General features: G+C 35.4%; 31 protein-coding genes. 4 read left to right on the forward strand and 27 right to left on the reverse strand.

Annotation, left to right across the window (positions count from 1 at the left end; genetic code table 11):
- Positions 1 to 24: 24 nt before the first annotated feature.
- The 13 genes from AAGS61_RS08565 to AAGS61_RS08625 form a co-directional block, all read right to left on the reverse strand.
- The gene (locus AAGS61_RS08565; RefSeq protein ID WP_391370368.1) at positions 25 to 597 is read right to left on the reverse strand and encodes an HK97 family phage prohead protease; all 573 of its coding nucleotides are present in this window, start codon (positions 595 to 597) and stop codon (positions 25 to 27) included.
- A complete protein-coding gene (locus AAGS61_RS08570) occupies positions 569 to 1783 on the reverse strand; it encodes a phage portal protein (protein ID WP_391370119.1) in 1215 nt (404 codons plus the stop codon). The genes AAGS61_RS08565 and AAGS61_RS08570 overlap by 29 nt, the downstream gene beginning before the upstream one ends.
- A gap of 19 nt (positions 1784 to 1802) precedes the next feature.
- Positions 1803 to 3458 (reverse strand): terminase large subunit, encoded by a 1656-nt coding sequence (locus AAGS61_RS08575; protein ID WP_391370122.1) that lies wholly within the window; start codon positions 3456 to 3458, stop codon positions 1803 to 1805.
- Between the two features lie 6 nt (positions 3459 to 3464).
- Positions 3465 to 3878 carry a hypothetical protein gene (locus AAGS61_RS08580; protein WP_391370125.1) on the reverse strand — a complete coding sequence of 138 codons (414 nt, stop codon included), beginning with the start codon at positions 3876 to 3878 and terminating at the stop codon, positions 3465 to 3467.
- Between the two features lie 79 nt (positions 3879 to 3957).
- On the reverse strand, positions 3958 to 4296 hold the full coding sequence (locus AAGS61_RS08585; RefSeq protein WP_391370128.1) for an HNH endonuclease signature motif containing protein: 339 nt from the start codon (positions 4294 to 4296) through the stop codon (positions 3958 to 3960).
- Positions 4296 to 4502, reverse strand: coding sequence for a hypothetical protein (locus tag AAGS61_RS08590; protein ID WP_391370130.1), 207 nt, complete (start codon positions 4500 to 4502; stop codon positions 4296 to 4298). The genes AAGS61_RS08585 and AAGS61_RS08590 overlap by 1 nt, the downstream gene beginning before the upstream one ends.
- Positions 4503 to 4791: 289 nt before the next feature.
- Positions 4792 to 5658: an HNH endonuclease gene (locus tag AAGS61_RS08595; RefSeq protein ID WP_391370133.1), complete on the reverse strand. Its 867-nt coding sequence runs from the start codon at positions 5656 to 5658 to the stop codon at positions 4792 to 4794.
- Positions 5651 to 7138, reverse strand: a complete 1488-nt coding sequence (locus AAGS61_RS08600; protein ID WP_391370135.1) for an AAA family ATPase — start codon at positions 7136 to 7138, stop codon at positions 5651 to 5653. Before AAGS61_RS08600 ends, AAGS61_RS08595 begins: the two co-directional genes overlap by 8 nt.
- Before the next feature lie 380 nt (positions 7139 to 7518).
- Positions 7519 to 8058 carry a tyrosine-type recombinase/integrase gene (locus AAGS61_RS08605; RefSeq protein ID WP_391370138.1) on the reverse strand — a complete coding sequence of 180 codons (540 nt, stop codon included), beginning with the start codon at positions 8056 to 8058 and terminating at the stop codon, positions 7519 to 7521.
- Complete coding sequence (locus AAGS61_RS08610) at positions 8055 to 8498, reverse strand: ArpU family phage packaging/lysis transcriptional regulator (RefSeq protein WP_391370141.1); 444 nt, start codon at positions 8496 to 8498, stop codon at positions 8055 to 8057. The genes AAGS61_RS08605 and AAGS61_RS08610 overlap by 4 nt, the downstream gene beginning before the upstream one ends.
- Before the next feature lie 95 nt (positions 8499 to 8593).
- A complete protein-coding gene (locus AAGS61_RS08615) occupies positions 8594 to 9421 on the reverse strand; it encodes a hypothetical protein (RefSeq protein WP_391370144.1) in 828 nt (275 codons plus the stop codon).
- Positions 9418 to 9615 (reverse strand): XtrA/YqaO family protein, encoded by a 198-nt coding sequence (locus AAGS61_RS08620; protein WP_391370147.1) that lies wholly within the window; start codon positions 9613 to 9615, stop codon positions 9418 to 9420. Before AAGS61_RS08620 ends, AAGS61_RS08615 begins: the two co-directional genes overlap by 4 nt.
- 85 nt (positions 9616 to 9700) lie before the next feature.
- A complete protein-coding gene (locus AAGS61_RS08625) occupies positions 9701 to 9919 on the reverse strand; it encodes a hypothetical protein (protein ID WP_391370148.1) in 219 nt (72 codons plus the stop codon).
- Between the two features lie 84 nt (positions 9920 to 10003).
- Between AAGS61_RS08625 and AAGS61_RS08630 the strand changes: the two genes are divergently transcribed.
- On the forward strand, positions 10004 to 10216 hold the full coding sequence (locus tag AAGS61_RS08630; protein ID WP_391370151.1) for a hypothetical protein: 213 nt from the start codon (positions 10004 to 10006) through the stop codon (positions 10214 to 10216).
- A 207-nt stretch (positions 10217 to 10423) separates the two neighbouring features.
- Here the strand turns inward: AAGS61_RS08630 and AAGS61_RS08635 are convergent, their stop codons facing one another.
- The 10 genes from AAGS61_RS08635 to AAGS61_RS08680 form a co-directional block, all read right to left on the reverse strand.
- Positions 10424 to 10924, reverse strand: coding sequence for a hypothetical protein (locus tag AAGS61_RS08635; RefSeq protein ID WP_391370153.1), 501 nt, complete (start codon positions 10922 to 10924; stop codon positions 10424 to 10426).
- The gene (locus AAGS61_RS08640) at positions 10924 to 11373 is read right to left on the reverse strand and encodes a hypothetical protein (protein WP_391370156.1); all 450 of its coding nucleotides are present in this window, start codon (positions 11371 to 11373) and stop codon (positions 10924 to 10926) included. Before AAGS61_RS08640 ends, AAGS61_RS08635 begins: the two co-directional genes overlap by 1 nt.
- A gap of 36 nt (positions 11374 to 11409) precedes the next feature.
- Positions 11410 to 11682 (reverse strand): hypothetical protein, encoded by a 273-nt coding sequence (locus tag AAGS61_RS08645; RefSeq protein ID WP_391370159.1) that lies wholly within the window; start codon positions 11680 to 11682, stop codon positions 11410 to 11412.
- A gap of 142 nt (positions 11683 to 11824) precedes the next feature.
- A complete protein-coding gene (locus tag AAGS61_RS08650) occupies positions 11825 to 11944 on the reverse strand; it encodes a BH0509 family protein (RefSeq protein ID WP_391370162.1) in 120 nt (39 codons plus the stop codon).
- Positions 11945 to 11964: 20 nt separating this feature from the next.
- Positions 11965 to 12834, reverse strand: coding sequence for a DnaD domain protein (locus AAGS61_RS08655; RefSeq protein WP_391370165.1), 870 nt, complete (start codon positions 12832 to 12834; stop codon positions 11965 to 11967).
- On the reverse strand, positions 12831 to 13472 hold the full coding sequence (locus tag AAGS61_RS08660; RefSeq protein WP_391370168.1) for an ORF6N domain-containing protein: 642 nt from the start codon (positions 13470 to 13472) through the stop codon (positions 12831 to 12833). The genes AAGS61_RS08655 and AAGS61_RS08660 overlap by 4 nt, the downstream gene beginning before the upstream one ends.
- A 54-nt stretch (positions 13473 to 13526) precedes the next feature.
- On the reverse strand, positions 13527 to 13703 hold the full coding sequence (locus tag AAGS61_RS08665) for a hypothetical protein (protein ID WP_391370170.1): 177 nt from the start codon (positions 13701 to 13703) through the stop codon (positions 13527 to 13529).
- 93 nt (positions 13704 to 13796) lie between these two features.
- Entirely contained in the window at positions 13797 to 14162 is a 366-nt protein-coding gene (locus AAGS61_RS08670; protein ID WP_391370172.1) for a hypothetical protein, read from the reverse strand.
- Positions 14163 to 14178: 16 nt separating this feature from the next.
- Entirely contained in the window at positions 14179 to 14445 is a 267-nt protein-coding gene (locus AAGS61_RS08675; RefSeq protein ID WP_391370175.1) for a helix-turn-helix domain-containing protein, read from the reverse strand.
- A 174-nt stretch (positions 14446 to 14619) separates the two neighbouring features.
- Positions 14620 to 14883 (reverse strand): DNA-binding protein, encoded by a 264-nt coding sequence (locus AAGS61_RS08680; RefSeq protein ID WP_391370371.1) that lies wholly within the window; start codon positions 14881 to 14883, stop codon positions 14620 to 14622.
- Between the two features lie 96 nt (positions 14884 to 14979).
- Between AAGS61_RS08680 and AAGS61_RS08685 the strand changes: the two genes are divergently transcribed.
- Complete coding sequence (locus AAGS61_RS08685) at positions 14980 to 15522, forward strand: hypothetical protein (protein WP_391370178.1); 543 nt, start codon at positions 14980 to 14982, stop codon at positions 15520 to 15522.
- On the opposite strand, the gene AAGS61_RS08690 is transcribed toward AAGS61_RS08685, so the two are convergent.
- The 4 genes from AAGS61_RS08690 to AAGS61_RS08705 form a co-directional block, all read right to left on the reverse strand.
- A complete protein-coding gene (locus tag AAGS61_RS08690) occupies positions 15519 to 15695 on the reverse strand; it encodes a hypothetical protein (RefSeq protein ID WP_391370181.1) in 177 nt (58 codons plus the stop codon). The two genes, AAGS61_RS08685 and AAGS61_RS08690, sit on opposite strands and share 4 nt — an antisense overlap.
- Positions 15696 to 15918: 223 nt before the next feature.
- Positions 15919 to 16338 (reverse strand): class I SAM-dependent methyltransferase, encoded by a 420-nt coding sequence (locus AAGS61_RS08695; protein WP_391370374.1) that lies wholly within the window; start codon positions 16336 to 16338, stop codon positions 15919 to 15921.
- A 64-nt stretch (positions 16339 to 16402) separates the two neighbouring features.
- Complete coding sequence (locus tag AAGS61_RS08700) at positions 16403 to 16573, reverse strand: hypothetical protein (protein ID WP_391370183.1); 171 nt, start codon at positions 16571 to 16573, stop codon at positions 16403 to 16405.
- Positions 16574 to 16642: 69 nt separating this feature from the next.
- Entirely contained in the window at positions 16643 to 16858 is a 216-nt protein-coding gene (locus AAGS61_RS08705; protein ID WP_391370185.1) for a helix-turn-helix domain-containing protein, read from the reverse strand.
- 156 nt (positions 16859 to 17014) lie between these two features.
- Here AAGS61_RS08705 and AAGS61_RS08710 point away from each other — a divergent pair, with 156 nt between their 5' ends.
- Complete coding sequence (locus AAGS61_RS08710) at positions 17015 to 17383, forward strand: helix-turn-helix domain-containing protein (protein WP_391370187.1); 369 nt, start codon at positions 17015 to 17017, stop codon at positions 17381 to 17383.
- A 90-nt stretch (positions 17384 to 17473) separates the two neighbouring features.
- Positions 17474 to 17737 carry an excalibur calcium-binding domain-containing protein gene (locus AAGS61_RS08715; RefSeq protein WP_391370190.1) on the forward strand — a complete coding sequence of 88 codons (264 nt, stop codon included), beginning with the start codon at positions 17474 to 17476 and terminating at the stop codon, positions 17735 to 17737.
- Positions 17738 to 17849: the final 112 nt, after the last annotated feature.

Below are 17849 nucleotides of genomic sequence, written 5' to 3' on the forward strand. Positions count from 1 at the left end.
AGAGAAAACCACCTTTTTTATATTTTAAATTAATGATTGTAAAAATAATCGACGTCGGCGCTCGTTCTGTTTTCGACTCTCTACATGCTCCTTATACGGATCATGTGAACGAGCTTGTACTTGTGAATCTGGATAAGCAGGAAAAGCAACAGGAGAAATTTCTATCAGCTTTGCCTTTAAAATAGTACGAGTAATATTTTCAATATCATTTTCATCCCACTCTTGCTTCATCATTTGGAAGCCGAATGAAACACCATCAACATCACCACGCTTAATCGTTTCATATGTGTCATTGCCTAACGTTGTATTAGGTAAATCAAGCTCGAAGCGTAAACCAATTTCATCTTCAAATAAACGTAATGTACCGTTTTTAGTGCGTCCTAAAATTTTTGAGGTGTCATGTGACCACAAAGCTAATTGATCATCTCTAGTTAGTGAATCTGTAAAGGCACCACGCTTAAACTGCTCTTTAAATCGGCGCCACCCCATTGCATGAGATTTCATTTCCCACTTAATGGCATAGCCTGTAATCGTTCGCTTGCCATCCTCTCCCTCACGAATCTCTACATCATTCGTTGCTAGGTTCCTTGTTTCCATTACTGTCACTATTCTCACCTCCCTTATCATTAACAACTGCTGTATCCAAACGGCGAATAGGCGTATCGCCACCCTCAGTAGGTGGTAAATTCAATATTTTTCGCCACTCATTCGGAGTCAGTGCACCACGGTCTACCATTTGAACAAGCTGCATTTTCGTTCCCATACTTGCGTAGTGTAACGAAGATGCTTCATATATAATAGAATCGCCCCGCTTACGCTCATGAGGTAAAAATAACTTATATGAGATTTCGGCTGCTAATTGCATAGCAAATGGCTCAATATTCGCTTCATAAAAGGCGTTCCATTCATCCTCCGTGTGCATGGCTTGTACAATCTTTTCATTGGTATTAAAAAAAGAATACACACGTTGAATGGTATTCTTTGCTTGCTTATCATCTGGCACATAAGCCTTGTTATCTACTTGTTTCAGTTCGTACTTTCCATCAGCTGCAGCTGCACCACCGCTATTTTGAATGCTTAAAAAGTTCTCATTGAAATCTTTGACTGCTTTCTGCATATCTTCAGATTTCATAATGGTAGCAAATTTCAAAATCCACCGAATGACTGCGCTATTTTTAATCGCCTTTACAACACCTTGGTCGGACGTATTAATGATTTCCATAAGATCTGTCAAAGCTGAGTTAGGTGAATCACCAAAGAAATCATCATTATTAAAATCACGCCGAAGATGAATGACATCATCATACGGAATAAGCTGTTGTTTACCGTTTGGGAAATAAAACTTTAAAAAAATATCGCCGTGGCTCCCTTCCACTACCTCAATCGATGATGCTGGTAAAACATAAATAGCAGTTGGCAATAGTGTCTCTATGTCCCGCTGAATATAAGCAAATGCATTGCCGTTCAAGCGCAATTGTGTCGCCATTTTCTCTTGAAAGATTTGGCCAGACATTAATGGATTAGGACGAAGCAACAAATTCTTTATATGCACATCAGGGAAATATTTAATGCCGCGTGAATTTTCTCTTACATGTTTCGGCACAAGCTTTCCTATTGCCGTAACTTCTGGACGAATAGCAGCACGGATAATATCTGATTTATAAAGATTGCCATTCCATGAAAAAAATCCGCCTCCATTATCAACAATCATTTCAAAATGTGTCGTCGATTTCTGTGGTTGCGAATTCGTCTGTTTACCAAATATCTTTTCAAATAAGCCCATTCGTTTCTCTTCACCTCCTCTAAATCATATTTAAATAGTCATTCTTCTTATCCAAGTAAATGACATACGCATTTAGTAAAGCAATGGTACCATCGATACGTTTACGACTATCACGTGTTTTCACTGGCGCAATATTGCCGTTCGTATCCACTTTAACTTCTGTATTTGCTAAACACATTTTCATTAACTGATTATTATTGTAGTTTACAAGGTTAGCTCCCAAATCTGCCTCAAGCTCTTTCATTGGTGTAGAAAGTGTAACAGCCCCCTGCCTTACTTTTATCATGGAATCTTGCCCGAAATGTTGTGCAAAATTCTCTAATGAAGAATCATCTACATGCCAAGGGTCGTAACCAATCCAAGGAATATAAATGTCATAGTCCTCCCGAAGTTCAACAAACCATTTCAGCACATCTTTCAAATCTACCTTGTAATCACCACTCGGACGCAAAATGGCCATTCGTTCAAACAAATCATATGGAATACTGTCCTCTTGTGCTCGTTGCAGTATTAATTTCTCAGGCAACCAGAACATGCAAGTAAAATAAATATTGTCATCATCCGGACGTCGTAAAAGAACACCTGCAGCAGTTAAATCGGTTGTCTCCGATTTATCAAAGCCACCAATGCCATAATTAAAGCCCATTTCTGCAATATCAAATATAGCTGTGTTTTCAAGTTGGTCCCATGTAAGCCAAGCTGAAGTAGCATTTTCTTTCATATTAAAATCTTTGACCATAACGGTTGGACGGAAAGAAGCATCAACTTTTGCCTTTTCAACAAATGCACGTAATTCTTCTTCCTTCTTAATGGTACCTAGACCTGGATTCGCTTTTATCCAGCAACTTTCATCTAGCCACTCATCACGATGATCTAGCTCATAAATAAATGCAAGGAATCGCTCATCTTTGATTTTTCCATCAAGTACGTTACATGCATATTCATACTGCGAATCATAAATTGACTCACGTACAAAACCATTTGTACTAATAGAAGAAACTAATGCTTGGTCACGTGAGGATGTCGATTGCTTCATAACATCATAAATATTACGGTCCTTAATAGCTGCTAACTCATCCACCGTAACAAAATGGCTGTTCAATCCATCTAAGCTGTTTGAATCTGATGCAAGTGGTTGAATCGTTGAAAATGTTGGCGCAAAATACAAGTCAGTTTTCCGCTTCTTAATATGCTTCGATAAATCTGGACTTTGTGCCACCATTTTGTAGCACTCGCTAAACCCCTTCTTCGCTTGGTCTAGCTTAGTCGCAATGAAATAAACTTCAGCTGAACCCTCCCCGTCACCTACTTGCATGAAAAGAGAAATGGCTGCATTCTCTGTTGTCTTCCCATTTTTACGACCACGAATATCTACAACCTCACGATATTGGCGCATACGTGTTTCTTTATGAACAAATCCGAATAATGCCTGTAGCTTTGCCTTCTGAAATAAATCAAGGATAAGGGGCTGCCCCATGTTTTTACCTTGTGCCTGTCTGCATAGCGTCTCAATAAATTCAATTGGCTTTGTTGCAAGCTCAATATTAAATTCATACGGCTCAATTGGCTGTTGCAATTGCTCATACAATTTTTGATACTGTTGCTTTAATCGACGACAAACATTAATCTCACCCGACATGATTTTTTCATAGTACTCAATAATGTAATTTTTCATCACGCATCACTTACTATACTTCGCCACAAATTTTTGAAGCCCATCCATTTCACCTGTTACCTTTAAATTTTGTTCCGGCTTCGGATACATGTCGAGCAATTGTTTGTAAATGCTTGTATAGGTTTTGGCAGCGTCTAAATAATTTTTAAAATGTGGGCTTGTTCTTAAAATTGAATAATCACCTTGCTGCATCTCCTCCACTGACCCATTCAATTTCACATAATCTCTTAGCTCTGTCATCTCAATGCTGAGGAATGCCAAATCTTCAAAGAGGCGAAGGGCCACTTCTTTTCTCTGTCCTTCAAGATCATTGAAGGTTCTTCTCAACTTAGTGATTTCTTTTTTAATGGCTTTGTTTTTTAGAATAATTTCCGTTTCCTGCTCTGGAACGTCCGTTTTCAAAACTTGCCTTGTCATCATCAAACCTCCTAGTTTTTTATGTTAGGTGGGGGTCATGTACGAACTCAGATGGAGGAAATCTGAGGTATCCCATCGGTCTTTAACCATCCCCCATTGTATTATTTGAAGGGGGGCTATACACTAGCTCGCCAGCTTCATTGAATGAAAAACCTTCACGTAAAATTTCTTTTGGCTTACCAAATGTTTTCTTATTGTGACACTCTAAACAAAGATACTGAAGGTTGTCATGGTTCAATGTAATCATTGGATCATTAATGTTATTGGCGTTAATTTCCTCCTTATGGTCAACGATGTATCCCGGATTATAATTGCAATGCTCACACAATCCATTAGGAACTGTTTGAATGTATGAAGCTCTACATTTCTTCCAAGCAGTGCTGTTATAAAACTTCTTTGCTCCTGCCGTGTACTCTCGCATTACTCGCTGCCTTCTAACTGTTCTGGCAAATCATTACTAGATAATTGTTGCAATGAAATTACTCGAATTGTCGGAACAGCAAACAGCAATCTGTTATTACTATCCTTCAATCTAATCCAGTCTTGCTCTGTATGAACCCACATCACATGATTGATTGTTTTTGAATGAATGCCACGTTCATTGTTGTAGACAACCTCGTACTTCATTTTCATTCCTCCTAACAAAATAAAAAGAAGCGACACATATGTGCAGCTTCCTTATAAATGTATGTACTCGTTCTATTTTCAAGGGAATGAGTTAAACGGTACAATATTAGATTAGCATGTTCTTTTTAAAAATGAGTTCTCGATTCGTTCGCAAATCGTTCGTCAAAAGTTCAATTGATGATTTGCTGATAACAATTATTCAAAACCATATATTCCCTAAAAAGGTATGTAATAAGTATTGAGGCATGCTTGTATACACAAAACTATTTATACAATATATTTAATCTATTTAATAATCATAGTTTTTTAGCCAATTTACAAATCCAATTGAATTTCTAAGCCCATCATACATTGCAGTTTTCCAATGATTTATTAAGTGGTTTTCACAACTTTTAAATTTATCATTTAAATCCTCTCTTATTCCATTTTCAGCAATTGCATCACTAACTCCATTTAAAATAAATGAATTATGTAGTTCCTTTAAATGATATAAGTTATCCGAAAACTCATCTATTGCATAACTAATAAATAAATCGTTTAAATTGAAAGTTTCAAAGTGATATTTCATCCTTTGAAACTTTTCATTTCCCCAAGCAGACGGTTTAACAATCTTAAAACTGAAAGCTACAGTATCTGGGAACATCCCAATATCACAGTATAACCATCTGGTGTCGTCAACATTATCAAAATACGGATGAAGAAATAGAACATTTTCATCCATAGTTTTAGTAAGCTTAGTCATATTGCAATCTTTACAACATGGTACTAAATTAAATGGTGTCACAGCATAAATTGGAAATGAGGATTTCGGTAAAAAATGATCTAACGTTGTGCTTTTCCCATACCCACAAAACGGGCATTTTTTAGATGAATTTAGAATTTTATCATAATAATCTCTGGCAGGATTCTCTTTCTTCACCATTTTATCGTACAAAAACATCATCTGATTTTTGGAGATTTGCCCATTTATATCTTCATGGCTTTGGAGTGTATGAAGTTGACCTGAATTCCCCTTAATCTCGTAATCTTTTTCTGCCAATTCATAAGAAGCCATATTAGAATTTACATTTATATATAAAGTCTCATCTCTAATATTACTTATACAAGATTTTAGAACTTCTTCACAGGACAATTTTGGAGGGGAAAGTTTACGCATCTTTATTTCCCCCTCTAGAATATATCATTGATCTAATTAATGTTTTTGCCTCAAGTCCTATTTTCCCATTAAAGATATTTAATATTTCTTCATATGAAAGCCCTTTATTCACTAATCCCGTTAACATCTTATGAAAACCAGACTCTCTAACTTCTAAACCAAATATCTCGCGTGTCAATGTACCTATATTTTCTCCAAATGTTTCAATACTTGGAGGTTCGAAATCAATATAGTCGTTTGTTCTGTTCATAATATTTACACATTCAGATGGAACCTCTTGAACAATTACGGGAGAGTGAGTTGCAATTAAAGCAACTGCATTTCTAGTTATTAATAACTCTGTCAACGCTCTGGTAAAGGCGGAAAATAATGGCGGATGTAAGTGAAGTTCAGGTTCATCTAAAATCACAAGTGTTCTTTCTTCAACTTTTTCTACTAATTGTGTAATTGTTAACAAAACAATTTTATGTCCTGAGCTTAATTTTTCAAATACCAATTTAGCTTTGCCAATTGAATGGTCCTCAATTAGTTCTTCAATCCCTATACTATCAAAAATCGGATCGCTATTTAGCATTTGTATAGTTCTTTTCCATCTTAAACTTTTACCTGAAGACTTAATCCCATATAAACTTTCTTGAAATTCATTTATTAATTCTTCAAATGTCTTTGGAAGATATTTGCCTTCTTCATTTTTTACTAATCCCATTCTAGTAAATTTAATTCCAGTAATATTATTAATACTATAGCCATGCTCGTTATCAAAAGAGCTAAAGGAAACTAACAATATACCTGCAAATAACTCTTCTTTTATATTTGTATAAATATTACCGTAACTAGAATCCCCAGTCATTCCACAATTTATTAGATTCCTTATTAAATTTGTCTTTCCTACACCATTTCTACCAATTAATACATGAATATTCATTGGAGGTACCTGGTGTGGAACTACATGAACAGTAAGAGTAGACTCTAATTTATTTTCAGGTAGTTTATATTCAAAGTAGTACTCACTTAATTCTGCATCTCCATTTGCTAGTCTTCTATATTGACCTTTAACAGAAACCCTTGAAACATCTCTTAATAATGATCGGCTTAATACATATTCATTTTGCACATTATTATATATTGCGTCATTAAGAGCAACATCATTCAATGCCTTTAATATTTCTATTCTTAAATCCTCACCTAAATTATTTAGATTTGTATAGTAACTTACATCTTGCCCAATTGAAAAAAAATCACCATTTAGATTATTAAAAGATTGTGGTAATTTAGGTGAAACATATTTCACAGGATCAGGTTTTAGGCCTTTTTCCCCTATTTTTACCGAACCTATCCATTCTACATTTTCTGAAGTAGCATAATACATACCATATAAGGTTCTAAATTCAAACCAATCATTCCAACTATCTGGGACAAGGAAAATTTTTGGTTCAACAGTTTTATATGGACTCCCATCTTCTAAGACCTCAAAATTCACTCCTGATTTCCCCCTTTTAAGACAGATTTTTATTTTTTAAATAATACTTATTTTATAGGTTATGCAAAATAACTTAATATTACTTAGTTTAAGTATATACAACTCACTAAAAATTTACATCACATAATCTATTATTGTTTTTTCTAAAATGTTTTAGCTTTTTATAAATATTAAGATTTTATTATTAGTCTACCAAAAGTGCCCTTTTATAGATATTGTCCTGTTCACGCACCCTCTCTAAACCCTTTAGGACAACGTATTTAGCCCCTCTCGTCTACATCAACGTGACAACCACTGAAAATGACTTGTTCATTTAAAATAGCCATCCTTATGTTTAAATGAAGCCATAAAAAAACTACACCAATATAATATCAGTGTAGTTACCAATCAATTTTGCTTTGTTGTTTATCCAACTCTTCTTGCTCGATGCCTAAATAGATCATCGTTTCACGTTGGCTAGTATGATTCAAAGCTGTCATTATAGTTGCAACATTATTGAATTTTTTATAGTGCTGATAGCCGTATGTTTTACGTAACGTATGTGTCCCAATCTGCTCAAGTCCAAAATCATCTGCAAGCTCCCTTAATATTTCATATGCTCGTTTACGGGAAATCGGTTGATTGATGCCATTTCGAGACTTAAAAAGGTACTCTTCATTCGGCTTTTCCTGAATGTAATCACGCATAGCTTTTTTGAGTTCCTTCGTCATGCGTACTTGCCGGTACTTCCCTGTCTTTTCTTCAAAAAGCCGAATATCCCAGCCTTTTACATGCTTTACCTGAAGCTTTAAAATATCACTAATCCGAAAACCGCAATGAATGCCTGTTAAAAACATTAAATGATTGCGTTTGTTCGTATCAAACAAGTAACGCTTAATTCGTGCAAGTAGCTCACGATCTCGAATCGGTTCTACCTTCATAGGCTCACCTCATTTTTCATCTTGTGGTAAACCTCAATTTTCAACGCAAAAGCCAGGCGTAGCATTGCCTGCCATTTCTTTTTATAATAAGTTGTTTTTCCAATGTTTAGGTCCGTCCAAATATCAATATCGTAATCTGTCTCCATTTGAAGATAACGACGAACAATAATTTGACGTTCATCATGCTTTAAAGAAGCTACTGCTCGGTGAATCCAATCAAAATATCTCTCACGCTCTAATTCAAATTGTACACGTTCAATAGCTGCATTCTCCGTTTTACTGTTAAACTGATTCGAACCACCAGGTGCTAATGCATATGCTGGTGTAATACTTGGCAGATGATCAGCAGGCAATGTCACCAAATACACACGATATTTTTCAAGCTTTTCCTCTAATGAAACCTTTGTTAGTTTTTCATCCACTCGTTGAATTGTTCTCATTTCCTGTTCCTCCTCATTCTAAAATGGAATAGTCATTTGAAATTACATTTTGATAAAATAAAAAGAAGACAACAAAAGACGGCAGCGTTTTGCTGCTATCGATTGTTGTCCTCCAGATGGCTGGTAGAACCTTGTGCAAATATATTATTGTTATTTTCCTTTTCTTCTATTAAGATATCTAAGATACTAATTAAAAAGTTTATTCTTCTATTTCTCTCTGTAAAAGTAAATAAAACTTGATAAGTTAAAAAATATACAGTGAATGCTATAGAAGTATACAATATTAAATATGAATGAATTTGATAACGTGTTAATTCATCAATGATTTTAAAGATTTCCTGACTCCCAACCTTATTGGTTATATATTCTTTAATTTTAGGTATAAAAAGGGTTGTTATAAAAGTTGCTAATAAAGTTATCAAATACACATTAATTTTATTAAATAAACTCTTTTTAGTCCTACTATAAAGGAATGTTCTAAAAATTTTAAAGTAAAGTAAATTATCTTCTAACTTAGTTTTTATAATATTAGTAATTTCCTTCAAATTTTCAGTGTCATCATATTCACTCGATGCTCCATCTCCAAACATATTTCTTAAAAACTTACTTGATACTGCATCTTCTCCTAACCATGTATACAAGGTACTATTGTATGGAGATGTAGTTTTATCAAGTAATAAGTCTGTTTTTTTGAAAAGCCATCCGAATGACACTAATAGTAACGCTGTAAATATTAAAGATAATGTAAAAAAACTTAGTGAATAAATAATGGCTCCAAATTCACCAAATACTTCTATTAGAACATCAATATAGATTTGACTCTCTAAAACTTTAAACAATAAAATTAAAATTACAATCCATTTTATAAATTTAAAATAATTGTTTTTGAAAATAGTTCTAAGTTTAACATTGAAATTACTCAAAACTCCTCACCCTCGTCCCATTTAACACGTTTCACCTGCCCTTGGTGTGTGACGATTTTGGTTTCGGCAAAGGCAGGAAGCTCGGCGACTTTGGCTTTGCCTTTTGACAATATAATCACACAACTGTCAGGCAATTCCATTATATCAAGTGCGAGCTTCCCATCAACATTTATTTTCAATTCTTGCATTCTCATACAGACACCCCTCTGATATAATTAAATTGACGCAATCAAAGGGTTGTCCTAAATCATAGCTACGGTTCCCGCCGTAGCTTTCTTTTTAACTGCTTACTAATAACCAACTCAAAAATTGATAGCAACCTATTTTATCCTTAAAGCCTAGGTGCACATCGTCGTTCTCCACTTCATAGAATTTGTCAGTTAAACGGACTGTGTGAGCATCTATTAGAATTTCATCATCTGGCTGGAGCTGCTCTAACTTTTGATACACGGGATCATCATGCAAACCAATTATTTCGTAAATATTTAGGTTATCCATTACGCTATTCCTTTCTTTGGCTTATTTGCTACAGACAATCAATTATTAAATAAATCAATAGTTATACTGAAGGAGGATTTTATTATGGCTACATATAAACAAATCCAAGAATATGTTAAGAACTATTCTGGATATACTCCAAAAACTTGTTGGATTGCACATATGAAAGAAATTTGTGGTTTACAACCAAAGATGTCAGCACGAAGATATTCTCCTGATTCACGAGTGCACCCTTGTCCAGAATCAAAACAAAACGATATAAAAGCAGCCTTCCGACATTTTAATATGATTCCATAATTTAAGGAGGATAATCCTCTTTCTTTTCCAATTCATAGTACCTATTAATTTTGCCTTAACACACTATGTTGTCCCCAAATCCCTGTCGAAATTTTAGGTAAACTAACTTTTTGCGATTGGTGGTTTAACATCTTTTCCCGTAGGAAATTTCTTAGTAATTGTTACTTTATTATTTGACATAAATAACCTCTTCTTTTGACGGAATGCTTAGTTAGCTTCATAACGAGCGACTTCTGTGATAATACAATCCGCTAAATTTGGGTAATCTGACTTGAATTTTTCAATGGCTTGTTGCTCGTTAGATGCCGAAACAAATCCATGCATACTATGGTTCGGGAAACCTTCTAAATGAAACGTCAATTGCCATCCCAATATGCATGATTTTAAAACCTGGAAGAAATCTTCTTGCGGTATATTGTAAAAGCGTTTAATTTCAGCTAAATTCGGATGATTATCTAGGATTAAATCCTCCAACGTACAAAGTTCACCATTTTCAACTTCGACAAAATCATTATCCATATCATATTTAATTTGATGAAATGCTTTCTCTTCCACGATGTACTCAGGTAACGTGTATGCATCATAAGCTGGACGTGGTAAATAAACCACATTACCGTCAATCATATAGCTAGTACACTTTTCTAAACCTGTGATTAAACATTTATCCGGTGCTGCATCAAGCGCCACCTTCATTTCTTCTGTTGACATTATTTCTTGCTCCCTTCATTTTCAGATTTTCTTTGTGCGTCAATACGTTCAAGAATTCTGCCATTTACAAACTTTGCACCATAAAATCTAGTTAACTCCGCCAACATAAACGGCTCGTCACAGCATGGACAAATTGGATGCATTTGATTGTTGCCAGCACGCGTCTTACTTTCAAGTTCTTTGATGATTTTTAAATGAGGCTTGTAATTGTCTAAATCTTTCTTTTGCTGTAAAGACTTTTCAAGTCGTTCATTTATTTCATCAAATCTTGCTCCCATCGCTGAAACCACTTCAAACGGATCTCTTTCAGCTTGGCAATGTTGGCAATATAACTTGCGATTTTTTGTATCAATTGTTACGTGCAAGCTGTTACATTCACACAACTTGTTCCTATTTCGTTCAAATTTTATTAAATCAATACTCATGACGTTCTCTGGTAACTGTTCCAAAAAAATCACTCCTTACTTACTCCACAAAATGTTTTATCAAAGTGCATTTTTTAACGTTTCTACAGCTGCATCTTCGTCGTAGCGTTCTGTAATTAATTCGATAGCTTCCTCAATCGCCTGCCTTAAAATACTTTTGTCAGTGCGTAAATCGAAATTATCCTCTTTTTCAGCCTGGAGTTCAGCTTTCAAATCACTTAATTCCTTGATCGCATCAATGCCTTTTTGCAATACAATAGGGATTAAATAATCAAACGCCTCGTTTTCTTTAATTAACTTTTCTAACACCTCAATACAGACTTGTTCGTCCATTTCGTCTGCTCCCTTCCTAAGCAAAATGTTTCTTATACCACTCATTATCTGAATAAATTTAACTGTGCAATTACCACCGTCTCACCACCTAGCAAACCCTATAAAAGAAACAATTTGGAAGTGCATTTCAAAAAAATATACGCTACACATCGTTGTACATCTTTAGCAGTTCTTCATCCGACATATTGCGTAACATTTCCTCTGCATAGTTTTTACGTAGAATGATGATTGCAATTAGCTCCTCGCGTTCTTCTTTAGACAATTCCACTCACCCCTTGGCTATTAATCTCCTAGCTTGGCCAACACCTTTTGACGTTCTCGTTCAAAGTCAATGTCTGCATTTGTTGCTATTCCCGAAGCAGGTGCAGCTGGTTGTTGTTCGTTACGATTAGCAAACCATTCTGGGACAACTTCTTGGCGTCCTTGTTGTTTACGTGGTGGCTGCTGCCTACGTTGTTGTTTTTGTGCCTCGTAACGAAGTTTATCGGCTTGGACATCGCTAATTGTTTTTAAGCGTTTGTTACTCCAGTCTTTTAAAATTGTTTCGACGTAGTTCCAGCGTATAGCATTGTTTTCTATCGCTAGTTTCATAGCATGTATGACAAGCTCCTCGGATAAATCATCTAACCAAGCATTCATTTTTTCTAGCACGTATGCAGATAAGGCACCGAATCCGTTTTGCTCGTAAAATGCAAATGCGTTTAATTTTTTCGGTTGTTGGGGCGTAGCCTTATCATCATCATAATTATTTAGTAAATTATTATTTAGTTTATTATTACTTATTAGTGACGAGTTTTCCGTTAACGGTTGTTCCGTTGTCGGATTTACCGTTAACGGATTTTCAGTTGACGGCTGTTTGTTTGGTGTTTCGAAAACTAAAAATACCGTCTGTCCAAATTTCCCGCGCTCGCTACGTGACTGCTCCTTCTGGATGTACCCTGCTTCCTGCAACTCCTTCACAATCGCTTTTGTGGCATCTCTACCGTTCTTGCTACGAGTGGTTAAGTCTGCGATGTTAAACGTCCAATCGTTTGGTAGCGAGAGCATATATGCAAGTAACCCCTTTGCCTGCCAACTGATCTGAGGATTATTTAAAAACCCCTTGTCTAACACGACAAAGTTTTCGGTCTTGTTGATTCTAAAAGTTGTCACAGTACGGCTCCCCCTTCCCAACTCGCAATAAAGCACAAAGCATCCTGCAATTGATGCTGCTTAATATCTCGATAGGAATCCACGTGGTATCTCACTTTGAGCGATGAGTATAGCTTGCTAAAAAGTGCCGGACGTTGTGAAGCTGTTTTACAAAGCTGATATACTCGCTCTCCTACTGCTCTTTGCACACGCTTTTGTTCACCTGAATGCAATGTCATTTGCTGCTCAATTTGTAATACACGATTTTCCAATGCAATCAACCTCTTTTCGTCATACGGCAATGCCTGTGTTTGTACTTGTTGCAGTTGCTGTGTCACCTTGTAATACTGTGAAACAAGCATGTTATACGCTTGCCATGCCTTATCCGTGTTCAAAGACTTAGCAAGTAAAAATGCTCCCTGTTCGGTCCACAAATAAAGCACTGATACGAATTTAAGGGTGGCGTCATTTTGTCGCTCGCCTTTGAATTGCTTTAACTCATCACCAGATAACGAAAAATAATGTAACCCATGCTCAAACCGATCTTTGTTGCGTTGGAAGTTGCGATTAACAGTTTTCGTCTCTGCTTCGTATGCATCAGCAATTTGAGCTGTCGTTAAAACACGCTGCCCTTCTCGCTCAATTACGTATAAATCCATGACAATCTCCTTTCTTGAAGGGTAACGACAATTCGTCGCCACCCCTGAAACGATTTATTTTTCTTCTAACATCGCAATTGTGTCTTTAATGCCTGAAACACGAGCCATTTGAACGCTGTATGCTGCTTTGGTTTTTGCATATTCAAAGTCCGTTTCTGCATTTGCAACATCCAGTGCAAGATCCGTTAGCAATTCCTGCTCATCAGCTAAAAATTGTTTAATTTTATCCATGGTTGTACCTCCATTAATGATTTGATATAATGGAAGAACATAGTATGAACTGATTCCTCGTGCAAAAGTTATCAGTCTGGCGCAAGTACTCCTCTAAAGTGCTTGTGCTTTTTTATGTTCTTCACTTGTTTTAAGCTCACATGCAGTGAGTATAATTCCATCAATAACAACACTGTAATGAATCCAACATTCTCCGTTGCTGTTTATTTCCCGTGTGTTTACATCCGTTAAACCTAAGGCATGGAATGCGCTATTACTAAAATGCACTTGTAGCCCCTCTAACCCTTCTATTATGCTAAGTATCCCGATTTCTCTAGCTCGATCCGTAACTTCATTTTGCAAACGGATATAAATTTGATGACTACTAAATAATTCGAGTTCCATCGACCTCTCAAAAGCTTCTTTAATCTGTTTTTTCATATCCTCTGCGTATTCAATAAATGCCTTAATTTCCTCCATCCCTATCACTCTCCTTTTATAAAAACCAAATTACTAGTCCACCAATAACCGGCAGTAATTGCTGTAAAATTGTGATCCCGTCCATACCATACATAAATGCAATAGCAACCTCTTGGGCATTCGTTTGACGGAACCAGTCAGCAAATGTAAGTGCATCAGGTACTTTATGGTCATTCTCAAACTTGGAAATACATGCTTGTGTACGATTCATCCGATGTGCCAACTCTTCCTGTGAAAGTTCAGCACGTTCGCGACAAGCCTTCATAATTGCGCCTAGCTTCACCGCATACACCTCCTTTCATTCCAAGTTGGAATACCATATTCAGTTCAACAAAGTTAAAATTTTTTATAAGAAGAAACTCTATATCCTCTAGATCCCTCTCAATAATTCCCGCATAAATACCCTCGCAAAAAACCATTTATATAGGGTTGCGACAAAGTGTCGTGCCCCTCCCCATTAACTAATTGCTTTAAACGACTTCGCATTTTTGTTAATCCATTGCGTATTGTCCTCAATCCATCGCATTAGCAAATGCGTGGGAATCAAGGTACCAGCTTCACGAAGTACTGGAAAATCAGCTCGGGCTAATAACTCTGCTGCTTTTGTATCTTTAATATGGAAAAGCTCTTTTAACTCTTCTTTTGTTAGCAATGGTGGCAATTCCTTAATCTGAATTGGTTTTTGAGCTGCTAGTCCGATTTGAACTTCTTCACGGATCATCTCGCGAAATGCTGTTGTATCGAATTGAAAATTAATCACTCCAACCACCTCCTTCCAAATATTTGCTATAATCACCTTGAAAGTGAGGTGATTATTTTGGAGTGGTTTAACAATTTGGACATATCAAATAAAATTGCAATTGTCAGTGCATTAGCAACTTTTTCGGTGTCTATTATCTCTACAATTATTGCTTTATTAGCACTTAGGACTACCAAAAAATCAATAACTGAGGCAAATAGACCCTATGTTGTTATAGCTATTGAAACCATTGAAACTGGCTTCTACGCAAAATATCTAGTTATAAAAAATTACGGAACAACTGGAGCCTATATAGATTTCGTGAAAACAAATCATGAATTTAAAAATACCTACTTTAATAACTTCATAAAAGATTTAACAACGAGATTTATAGCACCAGGCCAAAGTTTTGTCTCGTACTTAGATATAGAACCAGAAGAAGCTCAAATGGAATTTGAAATTCAATATTCAAGCCCCTTAGGGAAATATCAAGAACGGTTTACCTTAAATGAAAAACTGTATAAACATCAAGTTCGAAAAAGTGTTAATCAATCACAATTAAGTGAACTCTCAAACGTCCTAAATAATGTTTTTCATGCACAAGATAAATCAAAAATTTAGTTTTCTTGAACAAAATATCGTTTACTAATTTTAAATTGGATATTCAACTGATCTATATTTATTCGAGCTTCTTTTTGAAGCTCGTCTAAAAAGTCATTTATAATTTCACTAACACTCTCATTCACCCCAATGAGAAACTCTACATTAACATTTGTTGAAATTTTATTATTCATTAAAGTCATCCTCTTCACCCCTTCCAAATATTCAGTAGGATTCCCCATCCTATCGCCGAACTATGTTTAACAAGGATCGTGATTTCGTAATGAAACTTGTTTATAACGTAGTCGACAACCACAAATCTTTTTGGGTTACTGTTTCTTTCACAACTACCCGTTTTAAAGTTAGATGTACATGCCACAAAAAGACTGAGGAAAATCTTATATTAGCTCTAAAAATTCATTTCATAAAAACTAGCCAATGTGTTTTGCTGCGCTTATTCCCAAACAACGGTTTTTTATTGAAACATTTCAGTATATCTTTTAGAGATATTTGCTCCTCGTTCCATTTGAATATTAAAGTGCCGTTCGTTTTTAAAACCCGCATACATTCTGCAAATCCTTTTGTGATATCCTCTTGCCAAGTATGCTCATCTAACTTTCCATATTTCTTGGCTAACCATGAATTATCACCAACACGTATGAGATGTGGGGGGTCAAACACAACTAAATAGAAACTTTCATTTGGAAAAGGCATGTCTCTGAAATCGCCAATAATATCTGGTTTTACAATCAATTTGCGACCGTCACATAATTCAGTTTCTAATTCACGCTGATCCATAAAAACGGTGTCTCCATTTTCTTTATCAAACCAAAACATTTTGCTACCACAGCAGGCATCTAAGATTTTATCCAAAATATCCACCGCCTTTTTAAACTTCAAGCTAAGTATTTTTCACCAAATTCACTGCCTCATCTAAAGGCATCTTTTTTAAGTAACATTGGTAACCTAATTCAAGTGTCCATACAGTTGCTTCACTAAAAAGATAATCAGCTTGTATTTCTTCTAAAGTACGGCCACTATCTCTTTCCATCAAATATTGTTCAATTGTCATGCTCTCTCACCTCCTTCCAAGGTTGGCGACAAATTGTTGTTCACCCTAGACGATTACCAATTTGGTAATTTAAATTTCAAAAAAAAGCTCGTTAATTGAGACATTTAATATTACAGATATTTTAGCAATATCATCTGCACTCATTTTACGAATACCACTTTCTTTATAGTAGTAACCTTGATAACCTTTATAGCCCATAATTTTCGACATTTCTTCTATTGAAATATCATTTTGACTTCTAAGTTGCTTAATTAAATCAAGGTTAACTACCATTGGTTTTTTCATATTAAGCACCCCCCTAGAATTACCAATTCGGTAACCTTAAATACAATATATATTACCATTTAGGAAAAGTCAACAACATTTTACCTTTTTGGTAATACTCTTTTTTACCGCTTTGGTAAATGTTAAAATAGCAATATGATATGTGAGGTGTATATATTGACATCACTAGGAATTAGAATTAAACACTTACGTGAAAAAAATAATATTTCTCAAATTGACTTTGCGAAAAAAATAGGTGTTTCAAACACAGTACTTTCTAGATATGAATCAGGAGATAGAAAACCTGATTATGACACTTTACAATTAATAGCTGATTTCTTTGAAGTCAGCACCGATTATCTTCTTGGTCGCACAGACACCACAGAACCTACAACAAAGTCGCAAGATGATGAAAAAGAATTTCAAGCATTTATAAATGATCCTGAACTTGGTGTTTGGTACAAAGAGTTACCAAGATCTAGTGAAGAGGAATTACGTAAGCTACGTACTATATGGGAAATGATTAAAAGTGAACAAAAAAAATGAGAGCATGCTAATTAGCACGTTCTTATTTTTTACATACACAATGTAACAATTTAACTATTATGGATAATTTATTTTAGGAGGATTTTATTAATGAAAAAATTAGCTATGGCAGTTATTGCAGGCGCTGTATTACTTGGTGGCACAGTTGGCGCTCCAGCACAAACAGATGCTGCTACAAAAACTTATAAAAACTGCACTGAGTTAAACAAGGACTATAAAGGTGGAGTCGCAAAAGATGCAAATGTAAAAAATAAAGGTGGTAAAACAAAGCACGCCCCTTTCGTCTCAGCTGAGTTATATAAAGCAAATTCTTCAAAAGATCGGGATAAAGATGGCATTGCGTGTGAAAGATAAAAATTAGGCATGTTACTTATCTATATGGTAACTGATTAAAAATGAACAAAAGAAATAGGCATATCATTCAGATGGCTGCCTATTTTTCAAAAAACTGCTTTATAAAATTTTT

It is taken from the genome of Lysinibacillus sp. KU-BSD001 (assembly GCF_042920265.1).
In the GTDB taxonomy this organism is placed as follows: domain Bacteria; phylum Bacillota; class Bacilli; order Bacillales_A; family Planococcaceae; genus Lysinibacillus_B.